The sequence below is a fragment of the Cytobacillus sp. Hm23 genome (assembly GCF_051842895.1).
Classification (GTDB): domain Bacteria; phylum Bacillota; class Bacilli; order Bacillales; family SM2101; genus Nanhaiella.
The window spans coordinates 48,387-64,670 of sequence record NZ_JBPXRQ010000013.1 but is presented as its reverse complement, the minus strand read 5'-3'; the positions used below and the strand labels follow the sequence as shown (position 1 = coordinate 64,670).

At 32.8% G+C, this 16,284-nt stretch carries 17 protein-coding genes and 1 pseudogene; 4 read left to right on the top strand and 14 right to left on the bottom strand.

Features of this window, described 5'->3' with window-relative positions; translation table 11 throughout:
* Positions 1-3 precede the first annotated feature (3 nt).
* From ACSVDA_RS10545 to ACSVDA_RS10535, 3 genes are read right to left on the bottom strand one after another with little or no spacing between them, the layout of a single operon-like run.
* Positions 4-876 carry a DNA-3-methyladenine glycosylase family protein gene (locus tag ACSVDA_RS10545; protein WP_485883021.1) on the bottom strand — a complete coding sequence of 291 codons (873 nt, stop codon included), beginning with the start codon at positions 874-876 and terminating at the stop codon, positions 4-6.
* A 39-nt stretch (positions 877-915) separates the two neighbouring features.
* Positions 916-1,467, bottom strand: a complete 552-nt coding sequence (locus ACSVDA_RS10540; protein WP_485883020.1) for a ribonuclease FAU-1 family protein — start codon at positions 1,465-1,467, stop codon at positions 916-918.
* Positions 1,468-1,502: 35 nt separating this feature from the next.
* Entirely contained in the window at positions 1,503-1,976 is a 474-nt protein-coding gene (locus ACSVDA_RS10535; protein WP_485883018.1) for an NUDIX domain-containing protein, read from the bottom strand.
* A gap of 581 nt (positions 1,977-2,557) precedes the next feature.
* Between ACSVDA_RS10535 and ACSVDA_RS10530 the strand changes: the two genes are divergently transcribed.
* Together ACSVDA_RS10530 and ACSVDA_RS10525 are read left to right on the top strand one after the other, a co-directional pair.
* Positions 2,558-3,445 (top strand): DUF4097 family beta strand repeat-containing protein, encoded by an 888-nt coding sequence (locus ACSVDA_RS10530; RefSeq protein WP_485883016.1) that lies wholly within the window; start codon positions 2,558-2,560, stop codon positions 3,443-3,445.
* Between the two features lie 190 nt (positions 3,446-3,635).
* Positions 3,636-4,031 carry a VOC family protein gene (locus ACSVDA_RS10525; RefSeq protein WP_485883014.1) on the top strand — a complete coding sequence of 132 codons (396 nt, stop codon included), beginning with the start codon at positions 3,636-3,638 and terminating at the stop codon, positions 4,029-4,031.
* A gap of 96 nt (positions 4,032-4,127) precedes the next feature.
* Here ACSVDA_RS10525 and ACSVDA_RS10520 read toward each other — a convergent pair whose 3' ends face one another.
* The 3 genes from ACSVDA_RS10520 to ACSVDA_RS10510 all read right to left on the bottom strand — a co-directional run bounded on the left by ACSVDA_RS10520 (position 4,128) and on the right by ACSVDA_RS10510 (position 5,848).
* A complete protein-coding gene (locus tag ACSVDA_RS10520; protein WP_485883012.1) occupies positions 4,128-4,652 on the bottom strand; it encodes a GNAT family N-acetyltransferase in 525 nt (174 codons plus the stop codon).
* Positions 4,653-4,919: 267 nt separating this feature from the next.
* Positions 4,920-5,135 (bottom strand): hypothetical protein, encoded by a 216-nt coding sequence (locus ACSVDA_RS10515; RefSeq protein WP_485883010.1) that lies wholly within the window; start codon positions 5,133-5,135, stop codon positions 4,920-4,922.
* 230 nt (positions 5,136-5,365) lie between these two features.
* Positions 5,366-5,848 carry an XRE family transcriptional regulator gene (locus tag ACSVDA_RS10510; RefSeq protein ID WP_485883009.1) on the bottom strand — a complete coding sequence of 161 codons (483 nt, stop codon included), beginning with the start codon at positions 5,846-5,848 and terminating at the stop codon, positions 5,366-5,368.
* 240 nt (positions 5,849-6,088) lie between these two features.
* Here ACSVDA_RS10510 and ACSVDA_RS10505 point away from each other — a divergent pair, with 240 nt between their 5' ends.
* Positions 6,089-6,451, top strand: a complete 363-nt coding sequence (locus ACSVDA_RS10505) for a GIY-YIG nuclease family protein (protein ID WP_485883007.1) — start codon at positions 6,089-6,091, stop codon at positions 6,449-6,451.
* 226 nt (positions 6,452-6,677) lie between these two features.
* Here ACSVDA_RS10505 and ACSVDA_RS10500 read toward each other — a convergent pair whose 3' ends face one another.
* The 6 genes from ACSVDA_RS10500 to ACSVDA_RS10475 all read right to left on the bottom strand — a co-directional run bounded on the left by ACSVDA_RS10500 (position 6,678) and on the right by ACSVDA_RS10475 (position 12,967).
* Positions 6,678-7,343, bottom strand: coding sequence for a glycosyltransferase (locus tag ACSVDA_RS10500; protein ID WP_485883005.1), 666 nt, complete (start codon positions 7,341-7,343; stop codon positions 6,678-6,680).
* 411 nt (positions 7,344-7,754) lie between these two features.
* Positions 7,755-8,354, bottom strand: coding sequence for a histidine phosphatase family protein (locus ACSVDA_RS10495; protein WP_485883003.1), 600 nt, complete (start codon positions 8,352-8,354; stop codon positions 7,755-7,757).
* Between the two features lie 98 nt (positions 8,355-8,452).
* A complete protein-coding gene (gene htpG / locus ACSVDA_RS10490; protein ID WP_485883001.1) occupies positions 8,453-10,333 on the bottom strand; it encodes a molecular chaperone HtpG in 1,881 nt (626 codons plus the stop codon).
* A gap of 288 nt (positions 10,334-10,621) precedes the next feature.
* On the bottom strand, positions 10,622-11,182 hold the full coding sequence (locus ACSVDA_RS10485) for a GNAT family N-acetyltransferase (protein ID WP_485882999.1): 561 nt from the start codon (positions 11,180-11,182) through the stop codon (positions 10,622-10,624).
* A 237-nt stretch (positions 11,183-11,419) separates the two neighbouring features.
* A complete protein-coding gene (locus ACSVDA_RS10480; RefSeq protein WP_485882997.1) occupies positions 11,420-12,421 on the bottom strand; it encodes a phosphotransferase enzyme family protein in 1,002 nt (333 codons plus the stop codon).
* 45 nt (positions 12,422-12,466) lie between these two features.
* Positions 12,467-12,967, bottom strand: coding sequence for a GNAT family N-acetyltransferase (locus ACSVDA_RS10475; protein ID WP_485882995.1), 501 nt, complete (start codon positions 12,965-12,967; stop codon positions 12,467-12,469).
* A gap of 303 nt (positions 12,968-13,270) precedes the next feature.
* Between ACSVDA_RS10475 and ACSVDA_RS10470 the strand changes: the two genes are divergently transcribed.
* Positions 13,271-14,200 carry a phosphotransferase enzyme family protein gene (locus tag ACSVDA_RS10470; RefSeq protein ID WP_485882993.1) on the top strand — a complete coding sequence of 310 codons (930 nt, stop codon included), beginning with the start codon at positions 13,271-13,273 and terminating at the stop codon, positions 14,198-14,200.
* Positions 14,201-14,696: 496 nt separating this feature from the next.
* Here ACSVDA_RS10470 and ACSVDA_RS10465 read toward each other — a convergent pair.
* Both ACSVDA_RS10465 and ACSVDA_RS10460 read right to left on the bottom strand, forming a co-directional pair.
* Positions 14,697-15,299: pseudogene (locus ACSVDA_RS10465) on the bottom strand (toast rack family protein); the annotation flags it as partial.
* Positions 15,300-15,501: 202 nt separating this feature from the next.
* Positions 15,502-16,197 carry a Type 1 glutamine amidotransferase-like domain-containing protein gene (locus tag ACSVDA_RS10460; protein WP_485882991.1) on the bottom strand — a complete coding sequence of 232 codons (696 nt, stop codon included), beginning with the start codon at positions 16,195-16,197 and terminating at the stop codon, positions 15,502-15,504.
* Positions 16,198-16,284 lie beyond the last annotated feature (87 nt).

The following is a 16,284-nucleotide window of genomic DNA, read 5'->3' as shown; positions in this document are numbered from 1 at the left end:
CTCCTAAGAATTTTCAATACTACGCCATAAATACAATGAAGCATAGCTTAAGTATGGAGCCCACTTCTCACTTAGTTCATCCATTTCGTCTTTAGTGGGCTTATCATCCAGTGAAAAATATTTTTTTAGTGCATTTTGAATACCTATATCTGCTTTTGGAAAGAGATTTTTCCTACCTAATTCAAATAATAATACATTTTGTGCTGTCCACGGACCGATCCCACGGATTTTCACAAGAGATGAAATGACATCTTCGTCCGACATGTTGATTAGTTCATCTAAGTTTAGCTTTCCCTCAGAAATTAATCTCGATGTATCTATAACATATTCAGCTTTGCGCTGACTAAATTGTAATTCTCTCAGCATGTCATATGAAAGTTCAGCAATTTGTTCCGGTAATGGGTAAAACCAAACACCGTCTACTTCACTTCCAAATGTTTTCACAAAACGCTCAGTTAGCGTAAATGCAAATTTTAAATTTAACTGCTGATGAATAATACATTTCATTAAACAGCCGTATAAATTAAAATCAAGTACAAGAGGTGTTCCACGGTGTTCCTCAAATAACTTATTTAAATTAGTTTGTTTAAAGTGATCTGCTATTTTTTGAAGAGGAACATTCCACTGAAATAAGTGATTTAATCTCCTCATTACTTCATCTTGAAGCGTACTTTGTTCACCACTTATTATAAAGCTTGGTTGGTTGATAGTACCAATATTTCTCACCGTAGCGATAGTTCGTTCATTATCAATATAAAGTGGTATATTTACCATTTTTGCCTCTACATCAACTTGATTTAATGGATCTAGTGATAAACGTCCCAACACTCTATTAAAATCGTATGGAGACGAAATGTCAACTTCTTTTACCCACATAATTAGCCTTCCTTCCTTTTTTATCATCGAATCTATTGGTTAAGTGCGCCCTTCACCACAATTTTTAAGCATATCTTTATGGGCTATTGACAAATGAAGTAGATTGAAAGAGCCTTCTTCAAGTTGTTGATGGATTCGGTTTGCTTCTTCCCAAGCCTTATCGTATAAAATTTTATCTATTATTCCTTTTAGTCGCGCATCTTCTAATTCATCAGCATCTTGCTGAAAAATTGCTCCAGATGGTAATACAATTAAATCTAAAAATAAATCATCCATATAAGGTATATTATTTTCAACACCATTTTCGTTACAAATATCTATATACCATTGAACAACTTCACCTTTTTCATTAAACATCGTAGTAACTGAATGATGTTTATTTATAGGGAATTGTTGAAGCCATGAATAGCCATCATCAACAATACAGACATTTTGTGTTTCATAACTCACAGTTAATGGCTCAGTAATTTTATTAATTGTTAGTAAAGATATGTGTCCTTTAAAGTCACTAGTATGAAGGAAAGCTTGGGAATACTGCTTTTTTACAACTCGCTTCCAATTTGAACGATCTGCATATTTACGCTTTAGCATGTTATTGTGCACTCCTTGAATTACTCTGAAAGGTTTTACGTTTTTTTAATACTAACAATACCCTCTTTATCACTTTCATTATCCCATTCTACTTGTATTTCAAACGTACCCTCTTCAAAGAACAGAGGAAACCTTCTCCTTATTGAGTCTTGCATAGGAAGATTGTATGCTTCCTGTATATCTACCCAAACAGGACGACCTTCCCGAGATTCTTGTAGTAATTCACCTGAGAAATCATTCGTAAAATAATTAAATATCATATATCTATCTTTTTTATCCACATTAACATATTCATATAAACCTTTGAACTCAAGGTTATGTACAACAAGGCCAGTTTCCTCCTTGACTTCCCTTATAGCACTATCAACTATACTCTCAGGAAATTCAACCTTTCCACCGGGAGGTATAAATCCTTTAAAGCTATCATGCTGCCTATCCAATAGTAACACCTTGTTCCCATCTTGTATCATACATACAGTCCAAATTTTATAGTTAATGTGGTCACTCATTAGAAACTCCCCCTACTAAGAAATGAAATTTTTTAATCAGCTGTTTGATATCTTAATTGAAGTATATTTCCTATAAAGATGATAGCCGAACAGTACATCACGGTTTTCTGACAGTATAACATCGGTTTCGGACAGTATAACACGTTTGTTCGACAGTATAACTCCGATTTTGGACAGTAAAACATGGTTTTAGACTGTATTACATTGGTTTCGGATAAGTAAAACATATCTTTCTGACAGTATAGCATTTGTTTCGGTCTGTACATCACACTTTTCTGAAAGTATTACATCAGTTTCGGACTTTACGACACGTTTTTACGACTGTAAAAGAACTTTGTTGGAAAGTAGGACAATGTGCGGCAATATGACCAAATATCATTGTTATACATGTATCAGATGAGTTTCTATACTTGACACACAAGATAGAAATCCCCATTATTAGTTAAATTTGTTATAATTGCTATAAATAAAATGAAAATATGCCCTAGCATAGTCTACACCGAAATATTGTTAGAATGGTTACCAATTGTAAAATTCTTAATTTTCAATACATTAAAGCCATTTTTTTGAGGAGTGAGTTCATGAATAAAATTTCATATGGAGCATCAGTTTTATGGAAGAGGTTTGTTAAAGCGTCAGTTTCCACCATTGATAAGAAAATAAAAGATGACATGGTTGAATTGTCTGAGAAAAAATCATTTTTAAGTGACGATATTATTCGAATTAAAATAAATTCTTGTTCTAATAACGTAAGGTTCATATGTTCACATGACAATGAGATCACAGTAGAACTAACAGGACACGTAAACAGCAAATTAGCAGATAATTTCATACTTGATACAGAGATCAATGATAAACAATTAAATATTTCATTACGATCAAAAAAAACATCTCACATTGGTATAATCATTGATCTGTCTATTTTAAAAATAACAGTTCCTCACAAACACTTCGATTCAATTGATATTGACACATCGTCAGCCGATGCAGATATTGAAGATATTTCAGCTAATACTGTTACATTCATTTCAGATTCAGGAGATATTAACGCTAATAAAATCATAGTAAAAGACACTTTATCTGTTGAAACATCTAGTGGCGATATTCATATTATGAATACGAAAGCTTCAAAATTTAATGTACGTTCATCAAGTGGATACATTAACACACGATATGTAACAGCCATGTTCACAAACAGTAAAACATCTTCTGGAGATATTAAACTAATCACAAATGAGCTTAAAGGCACAACGACTGTAGACTCCAATAGCGGTGATATATCAATTATAACTGAAGTTCAACCTGAATCACTAAAAGTTGATTTTAAAGGCTCCTCTGGTGAAGCAAACATAAAGCTACAGGGACTCACATATGAAAAAAACAAGCGTAATGCAGTGGTGGGAACCATCGGTAGTGGAGAGCATGAGCTGATTGTAAGAACTAGTTCTGGAGATTTTTCATTAACATAAGCTTCCTCCCTTATTGCATACTTTAAGGTGATTTTTTTTGAGACTGCCACCTACGAATATTAGTAGTCAAAACAGTATGTGTACAACCAAAGTACGAAAAAATATTACTACTTTTGAGCAATAATAAATTGGATCTACCTAGATATAATAGTCTGTAGGAAAGACTATTATATGAAACGGGGAAATTCACATGAAAAATTGTGTTCAGTTCAGAATAGCAAGACCTACGGACAACTTTGAAGAAGTCATTACATTTTATGAAGAAGGCTTAGGGTTAACAAGAATAGGAAGCTTTCAAAACCATGACGGGTACGATGGTGTGATGTTTGGCTTACCTGGAGTAGAATACCATTTAGAATTTACTAGGCATATTGATGGAAGTCCATGTCCTGCTCCAACAAAGGATAATTTGCTCGTCTTTTATATACCTGATATTAATGAAATTACAGAAATAAAAACGAAGTTGGATTTAATGGGGTATCATGAGGTTGAACCAGAAAACCAATATTGGAAGGAAAAGGGGATTACTATTGAGGATCCCGATGGATGGCGGATTGTACTTATGCATTCACACGGTTTAACTTAGGATCACATTATTACTTATTAGCAAGTCTACCACACAAACAAAATGTACCAGAGCTAACATATAACTTGTTCTGGTACATTAGTTTTGAAAATCTACTCATTTTATCATCGAGTAAACATATGTATCATAAGGTCTACCATTCTGATATATGTTATTTCTTAAAACGCCTTCTTTTTGAAACCCAAGCTTTGTTAATAGATTATTAGAAGCATCATTTTCAAGGAATACAACTGCGCCTATTCTAGTTAGATCAAGTGAATCGAATCCATAGGTAATAATTTTCCTAATGGCCTCTGATGCATACCCTTGCTGCCAATAAGCTGGATTAATTTCAAAACCTATTTCAGCTCTTTTGTATTTAGGTAACCAAGCATTAAAGCCGATTGTCCCAATGATTCCATCAGTGCCCTTTATTTGTATCCCCCACCTAATCCCCCTTTTTTCTTTATAATTATTTGCAAAGAAATTTACTATATTTTTTGCTTGCTCTATACTCACTAACGATTCCTGCCCATAATACCGTGTGACATCGTCATTAGAAAAACAAGCAAATATTGCTTCACCGTCCTCTTCTGTAATTTCTCTTAAAATTAATCTATCAGTTGCTAATTCTGGAAACACTTAATCACCTCTTATAGGTTTTTCAATTAAAAACGTTTTCTCTAATTTATTTTTGATCCTTTATTAAAAAAATTCAAAATGATTTCGCTAATAAGATTTCATCTCTTACAAGAATACCATTTTCTGCATACAAAGGTATTTCAAGCTTCGTTTCTCATTGCGAAAATATCCTCAGGAAATTAGCTACCCTTCTTTTATCAATGGCGCTAGTTGGATGATCTTCATTATAATCACCCTTTTTATAAACTACTTCACATTTGTATTCATTCAAAGCCTGCCATAATGCTGATGAAGTCGCTCTATACATTCCTCCCAAGCTGGAATGCTATCATTTTCCCAATTCACCTTTTCTAATTCGTCTGCAATTTTCCTTGAGATTTTCATGGCTTTTAGATGATTTCCTGCATTTCTATAATTTTTCATAGCACCTTCGTTTTCCCAAACAGTTAATGTCCAAAAAGTATCCCATCCTTCTTTATGCAATGAAGAATGCAGCAACCCTTCAGCTTTTTTTACTTGTCTTGTTGATTTAATGAAAAAAAAAGATAGGTAACATTCTTTTACCCCTCAGATGAAGTCTAGTAACAGAAATAAACATTTTTTCACCTCTCAAGTATGAATTTCCCTATTTTTCTTTATTTTCTCATATTTGTTTTAAAATCTCTACTATAACTAACAACGTCTAACTTAGTAGGATAGGATTTCTAACAGCTCTAAACACGAATTTTTTCTAAAAGTAGATTTATTTCGTTTTCTTCAATATTTTCTAGTTGGTTCAAAAAAGTATCAATTACTGCATTTAACTGATCATTGTCAGCATTTAACATAGTCGTTAAACGTAGAATTCTAACCTGCTTCGCTTTTTCCTTTTGAAGCTCAATTAATTTATCCTTCACAATTATAGAATCTTCTTCCTTAGTTGCTTTATTTACCTCAAGCATTTCCACGTCAATTTTCGTTATTGGATCAAGAGGTTTTGCAAACTTTTTCTCATTTACTAATATATCGGCAGGAACTGCAAAATAGTCACATAAACTTTTTAACCTTTCATTTGGTATAGGTCTACGTAGTTTAATCCAGTCAGAAAATTGTTGAGGTGTAATATTTAATAGCTTTCCTATTTGGGTGTAAGATTGTTCGTTACGAACAACTAAATATTCTAATACGGTTTTTGAGTTTAATAGCCTCTGATACATATGATTCACCTCATCTTAATTTTTTTCGATTGTAATCGTAAAAGATTTTAAAGTCAACATCAACTAATTTTTACAGTTTCTTTATACATTTATATTTGACATATTTTATGTCTGTGTTATGATTGACATAAATTACGTCATTTTACAACTAAGAATTTAACCTTTTCATCTTGGTCTAGAAAAAACTTTCCTAGCTGTTCATTAGCAAAATAAAAATCTTATTTTGAAGGAGGTCTTCATATGGACAAAAAGCAATTGAAAAGAGATTATAAACAAACCCATACTTTGATGGGTGTATACACGATAACGAATCTTGTAAATAGCAAAATGTATGTTGGAAGCAGTATGGATTTAGCTAAGATCATTAACCGCCATCAATTTGAACTAAAGTTTAAAACTCATTTCAACAAGGATTTACAAAAAGAATGGGATTTATATGGTAAAGACAACTTTTCTTTTCAAATATTGGAGAAAATAAAGCCTGAAGAGGAAATTGTATTGGACTACAATGATTTAAATAAATACGCTAACAGGATTAAAGACTTAGAAGAGAAATGGCATAAAACATTACAAGCTGATGATAAGCATGTTGTTAAAATTTAAACCTCAAACTTTTCAGATCAAGTAAACTTCTTGCCAATACTAATTTGTGCAAAACTCCTATTCATGACTACTAAATGAAGTAACTAACGCAATGGAACGCTTTCATCCACCATTACTCTTTTCATAAAAGATGGAGCTAACTAAATAAGAGTTTCATATCATATTTAAAATAAAGTGGTGTCTCACAAATTGAGACACCACACTTCATCTTTTTCTTTGGCAAATATTAATGTCCAGAGTTAAACTGATCAGGAAACTGTTTAATAATCCCTTTAGCAAGCATATCTGCAAGCATGATGATATGTTTTTCTCCTGCATCAAAAGCGGCAATATCTGCGTCCCAATCCTTTTTTAACCTTGAGACAACTTCGTCAGCTGTTAATTTCAAATGTTCATACAGAGATTCTTTTAATTCTTCCTCTTTCCAGTTCGGATTCGCTTTGCTTAAAAAAACTGCTAAATCGTCAGCATTTCTATACCATTCTTTAGTGGATTTTTCCAACGCCTCTTTATCTTCTCTCTTTGCAGCATCAATAATTTCTCCTGCTATTTCAATATGTTCAGTAAGTAATTTTGTTAACTGTTCACCAGCATCTTCTCCGTAATAGGGCTTTATAGCATTACCAATATCAGCTTGATTTTGAAGCAATCTAGTAAGTACTTTTTCTTTGTCTTCTAATTCAGCAATAGCACTAATAATATAATTTCTCGTCCAGACAGTATGGTCTATCCAAAGGTTACGTAGGTCAAATTTTAAATTTACTACCGATTTGGTGTAACAATCCGTATGAGCCTTATGTTTACTATTCGCACTTGTACTTACAGGACCAGCTAGTAGAGCAAATAACACAAGAACTACAATCATTGCGTTAATTTTGTTATGTTTCATCATTAGTCAATTCACTCCTTCTATATTATTGAAGTTACTTTCTTATTTATTTTGGTTGATTTTATTTTTTTCATTCTAAAATCACGCTATTTTCCTGTGGGTTGTTATTTACAGAGGTTCTTTTCGTAAGCTTTGTTACTGTTTTTACCAAAATAAGGATATCGAATGAGCTTTATGACAACTTAATAAAATTCAGAATAGAAAAAATGCCTCGAACGCTAGGTGTATAAATGCTCATATCTATGTACAAGAAGCAAAAATCCATACGAAAACAACCTATCCTTGAAATCACCTATCTTATAAAATAAAGCAACAAAAAGAAAACGCTTAGACATTCATGCTAAGCGTTTTAAAAATATTCATTGGACAAACTTATGTAGTTGAATATTCACGAACTTCATGTGTAAATATTGTTCAGAAATGAACTATGCTTTCTTGGTCGTTATACTGAGAAAGGTGTGAAACAACATTATAATTCTCTATGCTCCATTTGCCATGAAAAAGTAGGTGACTCATACATGTGTTTCTTAAAACCGTTTTTCCAGTTCCAATCTCACCATTAGACAATGTAGCTAAAATGGCATTGATGACTGCACCATGAGAAACAAGCAATATTTTTTTATTCGTAAACCTTGCATGTAATTCATAAAGTCCTTCCATGGATCGTTTTTGTAAATCAATCCATGCTTCTTGGTCTCTATATTTTTGATCTGGGAATTTAGTATTTCTTTCTTTAACAGTCATCCCTTCTGCATCTCCGTAATGCCTTTCCATAAACTTTTTCACTTCAATAAGTGGAATGTTGTGGTTGTTATTAATTATTTGTGCTGTTTGCTTTGCTCTTTGTAATGGGCTTGTAGCCAGTATGTCCCATTGAGAGTTTTTCAAAAACTCACTACATTGGTGAGCTTGTATAATACCATTACTATTTAATGGCGTATCTTTTGTCCCTTGAAGTATGCCTTTTTTGTTCCAATCGGTTTCTCCATGTCTTATTAAACATATTGAAGTCATTTGTTAGCTCCTATTCTAAACAGTATTGCCATGTTCAATACCCTTTCTCTAAATGAAAGACTCCCTTTACAATACGAGTAAAGGGAGCAAGCATTTTGTTATACCATGATTTTACACATATCATTCGTAAACTCTACAGGATCATTGATCGGCAATCCTTCAATTAGAAGCGCTTGGTTATAGAGCAGGTTTGTGTATAAGTCTACTTTTTCCTTATCTGTTTCAAAAGCACTCTTTAATGATTGGAAGACATCATGGTTAATATTAATCTCTAACACTTTATCAGCTTTAATATTTTGGTTATCAGGCATTGCATTAAGGACTTTTTCCATTTCTATACTTACTTCACCATCAGATGATAAGCATACAGGGTGTGTCTTTAATCGTTTTGATACTCTAACATCCTTCACTTTGCTTGATAATATATTTTTCATATATTCGAAGAGGTCTTTATTGCTTTCCTCCTCTTGATTATCCTCGTTTTGTTTGTCATCAGAATCAATTCCTAAGTCACCACTTGAAATAGACTTAAATTCCTTTTCTTTATAATTCATTAACATTCTAATAGCAAACTCATCTATATCATCAGTGAAATATAAAATTTCATAACCTTTATCTAGTACCATCTCTGTCTGTGGTAGCTTTTCAATTCTGTCGTGTGTTTCTCCAGCAGCATAATAAATATATTTCTGATCTTCTGGCATTCTTGACACATACTCATCTAGTGTTACCATCTTCTTCTCTTTTGAAGAATAGAACATGACGAGATCCTGCAATTCTTCCTTATGTGTGCCGTACTCACTATAGACACCATATTTTAATTGTCTACCAAAAGATTGATAAAACTGTTCATATTTTTCTCGGTCGTCCTTAAGTAAACTTAATAATTGGCTTTTTATTTTCTTCTTGATATTTTTTGCAATAAGCTTTAGTTGACGATCGTGCTGTAAAATCTCTCTAGAAATATTTAAAGATAGATCTTCAGAGTCGACCATCCCTTTTACAAAACTAAAATGATCAGGCAGCAAATCTGAGCATTTTTCCATAATTAAAACACCATTGGAATACAGCTCTAAGCCTTTTTCAAATTCTTTTGTATAATAGTCATAAGGTGTTTGTTGTGGGATGAATAAAATCGAATTATATCTAACCGCACCATCAACACTAATATGTATATGTTTTAGCGGCTTATCAAAACCATAATGTTTTTCAGCATAAAAATTCTCGTAATCTTCGTCTGTTAGCTCACTTTTATTCTTTCTCCAAATCGGAACCATGCTGTTAAGCGTTTGTTCTTCTTGTACATCTTCAAATTCGTCTTCGCTACCTTCTTTAGGTCTTTGTTCCGTAACGTCCATCTTTATTGGGTAACGGATGAAATCGGAGTATTTTTTAATAATAGATTTTAATCGAAACTCTTCTAAGTATTCATCATACGTTTCATCTTCTGTATTCTCTTTGATTGTTAAAATAATATCTGTTCCTACTTCATCTTTTTCATAAGGCTCAATCGTATATCCATCTGCCCCATGAGATTCCCATTTGTGTGCTTCTTCACTACCTAATGGCTTCGTAATAACAGTGACAACGTCAGCTACCATAAATGCTGAATAAAACCCTACACCAAATTGACCTATAATATCATGGCCATCTTTAATTTCAGTTTCTTTTTTAAACGCTAACGTACCGCTCTTCGCAATAACCCCTAGGTTATTTTCTAGCTCCTCTTTCGTCATACCAATACCAGTATCAGAAAGCTTCAATATTCTATTTTCTTTATCAATGACTACCTTCATATAGTAATTATCTTTTTCAAAAGTAATCGTATCATCTGATAATGCTTTATAATAAATTTTGTCAATCGCATCACTCGCATTGGAAATTAATTCTCTTAAAAAGATTTCCTTTTGTGAATAGATGGAGTTAATCATCATCTCTAATAACCTTTTCGATTCTGCTTCAAACTGCTTTACAGTCATATAAACCTCTCCTTTCAGTACAATCCTACTTTAATTTTTAATATATGTAAAACATACTGGTCATACATTTAGCACTCAAACTAATTGAGTGCTAACCCATTAATTAAATAACATACTAGACCGTACTATGTCAACATTTAGTGCAAATATAAGATTTCACCGTTTTATTGGGTCAAATTCAGATGTTTATCGGTCAAATTATGTAGTTTTCAGGTCAAATATTGATTTTATTGGGTCAATTTGAACTTTTTTCGGGTCAATATCAAGCTTTTATCTGTCTTCCAACTTTTAGAACACCTTAGCGTATATACAAGTATCTCTCAACTCATTCGAATCAATAGCTACAGCCTCATTTTTTAAAATTCCTTCTAACGTATAATTTAAACGCTCTGGAATTGCTCTACTTTTTACATTTCTCGAATCACAGCGTATTTCAATTCTTCTCGCTTTCAATTCATCTTTAGCGAATTTAGTAATTCCTTGCACGGCTTCCGTCATATAACCCTTACCAGTGAAACGTGAATCAACCCAGTATCCTATTTCAAACTTTGGAATAGACCAATCGATTCTATGTAATCCGGAGGAAGCAACAAGCTGTCCAGAATCTTTCAAGAAAACAAGGAGGCGTAAATCATCTCTTTTCAAAAAATTTACATGTGCTTCTCTAATATTAATTTCTGTTTGCTGTTGGGATTGTTCCTTTTGTGCGAATGGCAACCAAGGCTGTAATTCAGGTAACGAAGCAGTAACAGCTTGATATACAGCTTCCCCATCACCCGGTTTTGGCATTCGTATGAGCAATCTTTCAGTAGTAAATTCCGTTGGAAAATCTAATAATATCGGATTCATTTAACCTCTCTCCTAGTCATAGTTGTTTGCTATATTTTCGTTGTGACTAACCCTTGTTCCTTCTCCACCATCAATAAAATGTATTAACATGTCTACAGACTGTTAACTCTGCCATGATTCATTAAATATACTTGAAAAATAACTATAAAACTGTCTTCAATATCTGATAAGGAGCTTCTATAAACGTTATGATAAAAGAATCTCGATAAGCGCCTCTTAATAGTCGGTCATATCAGCTCAATTGAGTAAAGCTAATAAACTTTCTCCACGTTTTATATATATTTGTAAATGGTCTTCTAGTAAATTTGGATCGCGATTTAGTATATTTATAGTTTTCTTAGTGAAATTCCAATTTATACAACCTGATAACCATATTAATGACCTTAACCGCTCAAAGTCTTTATCATCTAGTATATCCGTTGCTCGATAGCCTTCTATAAAAGCTGCTGCTACATTAGATGACATCTTATGAGAATGCACTCCGTCAGTTCTTGAATACCACTTAACGAGCCAAGCTAAACCTTCCACTCTATCTACATACCCAATTGATTCAAAATCAACGATGCCTTTTACACTTCTTTGCTCATCCCAAAGTATATTTAACGGATTTAAATCCGACTGTACAATAAATTCATAGTTCCCTATCGATGATCTTTCAATGTGTTGTTCAATTAGCATGACATAATGTTCTATCATCTGTAGATGCTTTGCTGAAATAGATGCTGTAGCTACATTTTCATGAATTTTGTTTATAAAATCCCTATAACCATGCAAGTGTGACTTTTTTATTAACTCATCACTATGAAAGTCACTTGATACATCATGAATACGTCTTGCCACCCTTCCAAATTTACCTGCAAGATATTCACTACAATGAGTGATATGTATACCTTCAATCCATTCAAACAAAATAAACAACAATAGGTTATTATCCCGTTTGAGAGATATAAATGGTTCATTTTTTGAAGTTGGTTTAACTCGCATAAATGGAATTTGATTATCAACAAGATAGTTACAAAAACGAATTTGCTCCATCATAATAGTCTCATTTAATAAACCAAAGGCATGATGAGGGGAACGACTTTTGTTAATAAACCTTGCAGAATATCTTTTTCCACCAGCAACTATTTTGTAATGAAGATCACTATGCCAACTGTTATGATGTAGTTCTTTTTCAACAATTACTGTTTGTTTAGCTATCGTATAGTGCTTAAGAGCTTCATGAATTAATTTGTCCAATTATTCCTTATCCTCCTGCAATAGTATTGTGAGTTTACAATACTATCAAACTCCTACTTTGCGACTTCTTCTTTCTAATAAAATGACATCACGCCACTTACCTTGCATTTTACCAATATGCTTTTGTATACCAATTTCTCGAAAGCCCGCTTTTTTGTGTAATGCAAGACTCGAAGCGTTCTCTGGAAAGATTCCCGCTTGTAATGTCCAAATTCCTTCCTCTTCACTCGATTTAATGAGCATATCCATCAGTTTCGATCCAATCCCTCTTCCTTGGCTAGCACTACTTACATATACACTTATTTCGGCAACACCATTATACACACATCTACTGGAAACTGGACTTAGCGCAGCCCAACCTAAAACCTCGTCACCATCCCGTGCAACAAACCGACATTCTTTCAAATGATTACGATCCCACTCCTCCCACATTGGAGCTTCATCTTCAAATGTGGCATTGCCAGTATTTATACCCTCTTGATATATGCCCTTTACTTGTTCCCAATCGGTTGGAATCATCTTGTCTAATATAATTCTTTTGGTCATATAATCACCTTCCTAACATTACTATTCAATAATAATTTCTTAAATCCTGTTAGGATAAGCAAGCAATCTGATGGATGTTAATACGTAATTTTATCTTAACTAATTATCATACAATTATTAGCAGGAGAAATTGGTTCAATAATAGAAATATAAGCACGGGGTATATGTTCAACAAAGAGGATCAAGTGACTTCCAGGTAAAGCAAAATGACTAAGTCCCTTTACTACCTCTCACTCAATGCATACTCGTTACAAAATCTACATGCATTTTTGAACATCTCCTACTAACTTTTGAGGTGAGATCATGTCTATAAAGCATCTTATGGATTTGTCATCCAATTGGGGAATTGAGATTTCGAATTCAGCAAAACTATCAGAAAGAGCTACTCTTATAACTTCTAATAATGGAGAACGATATGTATTAAAGCAAAAAGAAAGCGTAGAAAAAGCGATAAATGAAATAAAGCTATTGTTACGTATAGATAAACAAGATTTCAAGGTACATCTACCCATAAAAACAAATGGAGGAGAATATTATTACTGTTCTGATGATGTTGTTTATTGTATTTACAACTACCTTGATGGTCAAACATTTAAAGCAATTGATACAGTAAAAAATACATCTATACCTGAACTACTTGGAAGTAGCATAGCTCAATTGCATCAAGTACTAAAACAAGTAAGTAATGATTTACAATTCCCGAAAAAGAACCTGTACAACCAAGTATTCGATTGGGCTGTTCAAGAAATATTAAATAATGAAGAAAATCCAGATTTAAAAAGTATATATCATACTCTCCAGGTCGATTTTAAAAATGTCATACATGATTTACCACAGCAATTAATACATAGGGATGCACATATTTTTAATGTAATTATTCAAAAGGATAGACTTGCTGGTTTTGTAGATTTTGATATCGTTGAGCATAATGTTAGGTTATTCGATATTTGCTACTGCTCTACAAGTGTATTGAACGAAATATTTTCTGATGAAGCTTTGAGGGAAAAGTGGTTTGATTTTATCAAAAACTTGTTTGCAAGTTATCATACAGTAAATCCTTTAAATGAAGTAGAAAGAAAGTCTGTTGCATTAGTGATGTTATCCATACAAACAATTTTTATGGCTTTTTTTATGAATATACCTACCTTGTTTAACGCAAATAAAAAAATGTTCTTATGGTTATATGAAAATAAAGAGAGGATTTTAAAGCATAGCACACAAATGGTTGAATGATTTGCGCTCAGGATTATAATATATTTTCACATTTCTCATAAAGCTTTAGACAAATCACGTCTAAGGCTTTGTGCTCAAAAAATTAATTTCAAAACTTCGATAACAAATTGATTCAACATAACCACATAAATGTCGTTTAATCTAGGTTCAATATAATAATCTGAGTCCCCACTTCATGTCCGCTGACCATTTAATTTATGTTAAGCTCAATCTTTATCACCAACAAAATGGGGCATGGGCTCCAAAAACTAGACATTCAATAGATTCTACCCTCTTCTCCAAACGAATCTGTGACATACTCCTCAAACCAACATATTGCACACGTAATAATCTGAGCTTATGTTCCTTTATAGTATACAAATAATGACAATTCTGCTTTGATCGTACATAGAGACCTTTTGGGAGCTACAACGATAAATTGCAATAGATTCTCGTCTAGAACCAAGTGCCTTAATAGATATTATAATGCATGATAAGATCAATTTACTATATCTTCCTACTTAACTATAAACTCTATATCTCCAGTAGTGAGAATTGTATTAATATTAACAATAACATCTGCATTTTCATAAGCATTATTTACATAAAAGTCATCTGCATTTGAGAATAGTCTTTTAAAATTTGTTGATTGAAATCCTTTATTAGAGTTAATTTTAACTCCTACATCAGAAGGTAAATATATTTTTGTACTTCCCATAGCTTTTTTAAGAGTAATGTCAAAACTTTTTTCCCAGTCACCACTTAAGTCAATAGTCAGTTCACCAATTGCAGAATTGATATTTAAATTGTTTAATTGTAAACCACGTAAATCTAACTCTGTGTATGTTGCCCCCGCATTAATATTAAGGTCCATTGGGATTTCATCTGACAAATTAATATTCCATCTATTATTTTGACTACTAGAAAAATCATTAAAATCATCTATAATTGAAGCTTTGTCAGGTTGTTTTACTGTTATTGTTCCTTTGTCCATAATTAAGTCATATGAAACACCTGGCTTAACCTCTATATCTTCATTTTTAAAAAATCCTTCTACCCAACCTTTTGCACCATTAGAAACATTTAAATAACCTGCACCATAATATAACATAACCTCAAGTTTCTTGGCTTTGTCCTCCTATATTTCATGTATTTCTTCTTTAATAATATTTTCCCTGACCTCTTCTTTGTAAAAATTTTCTGTCGTAGTTGCTATTTCAACATTTTCTGTCACAGTTTCTTTTTCAGCACTTTTTGCTTTAGTTGCAAAATTAGTATTTTCTGTCGTAGAAGTTATAGATAAGTATTTTTACAGCTATTTCTTAAGAGCCTAAAAAATATGTCTGTAACTCTTCCTCTATATTGTGATTATTCAAAGAGACTTGATAAGCCTTTGTATTTGGCCTTGAGCTAATAATTTTATTTACCTTTTGGTCAATAAAATGAATGGCAACTCCGTCATCTGCAGCAATACCGCCTTGTATGTCTCCACTATTAATTAATCTGTGATACGCTGGTCTCCGATCTATTTCTCCATCGTAGTGAGGACAATGGCTTCCTTGTAAAAAACCTAAACATTTAATAGACTCTAGCCCTTCTCCAAACGAACTTGTAACACCTTCCTCAAACCAACATATTGCACCAGCACTAATACCAGCTAATATAATTCCTTTGTTCCAAGCTTTTCTCAAAATGTGGTCGAGCCCCCACTCTTTCCATAATACTAATAAGTTTTTAGTACTACCCCCACCCACGTAAATTATATCTTTCTTCAATAAAAATCCCTCTAAATCCCTTGTTTGTGGCTTAAATAAAGATAAATGGGATGGGTTACAATTTTGCTTATGAAAAAACTGATAAAATCTCTCTATATAATCTTCTGCATCCCCACTAGCAGTCGGAATAAAGCAAATGCTAGGCTTTGGTTTTATAGATTGCTTTAATATGTACTGATCCAACAGGGGATTGTCAGGTTCCATAGAGAAACCACCCCCACCTAATGCTATGATTTGTCTCACATAAATACCTCCAATCCATCTAGCACACGTTAATGTTTATCCAACAGTAAATGAAATCAGCCCTTACAAACTTTCCAAATAATTCCT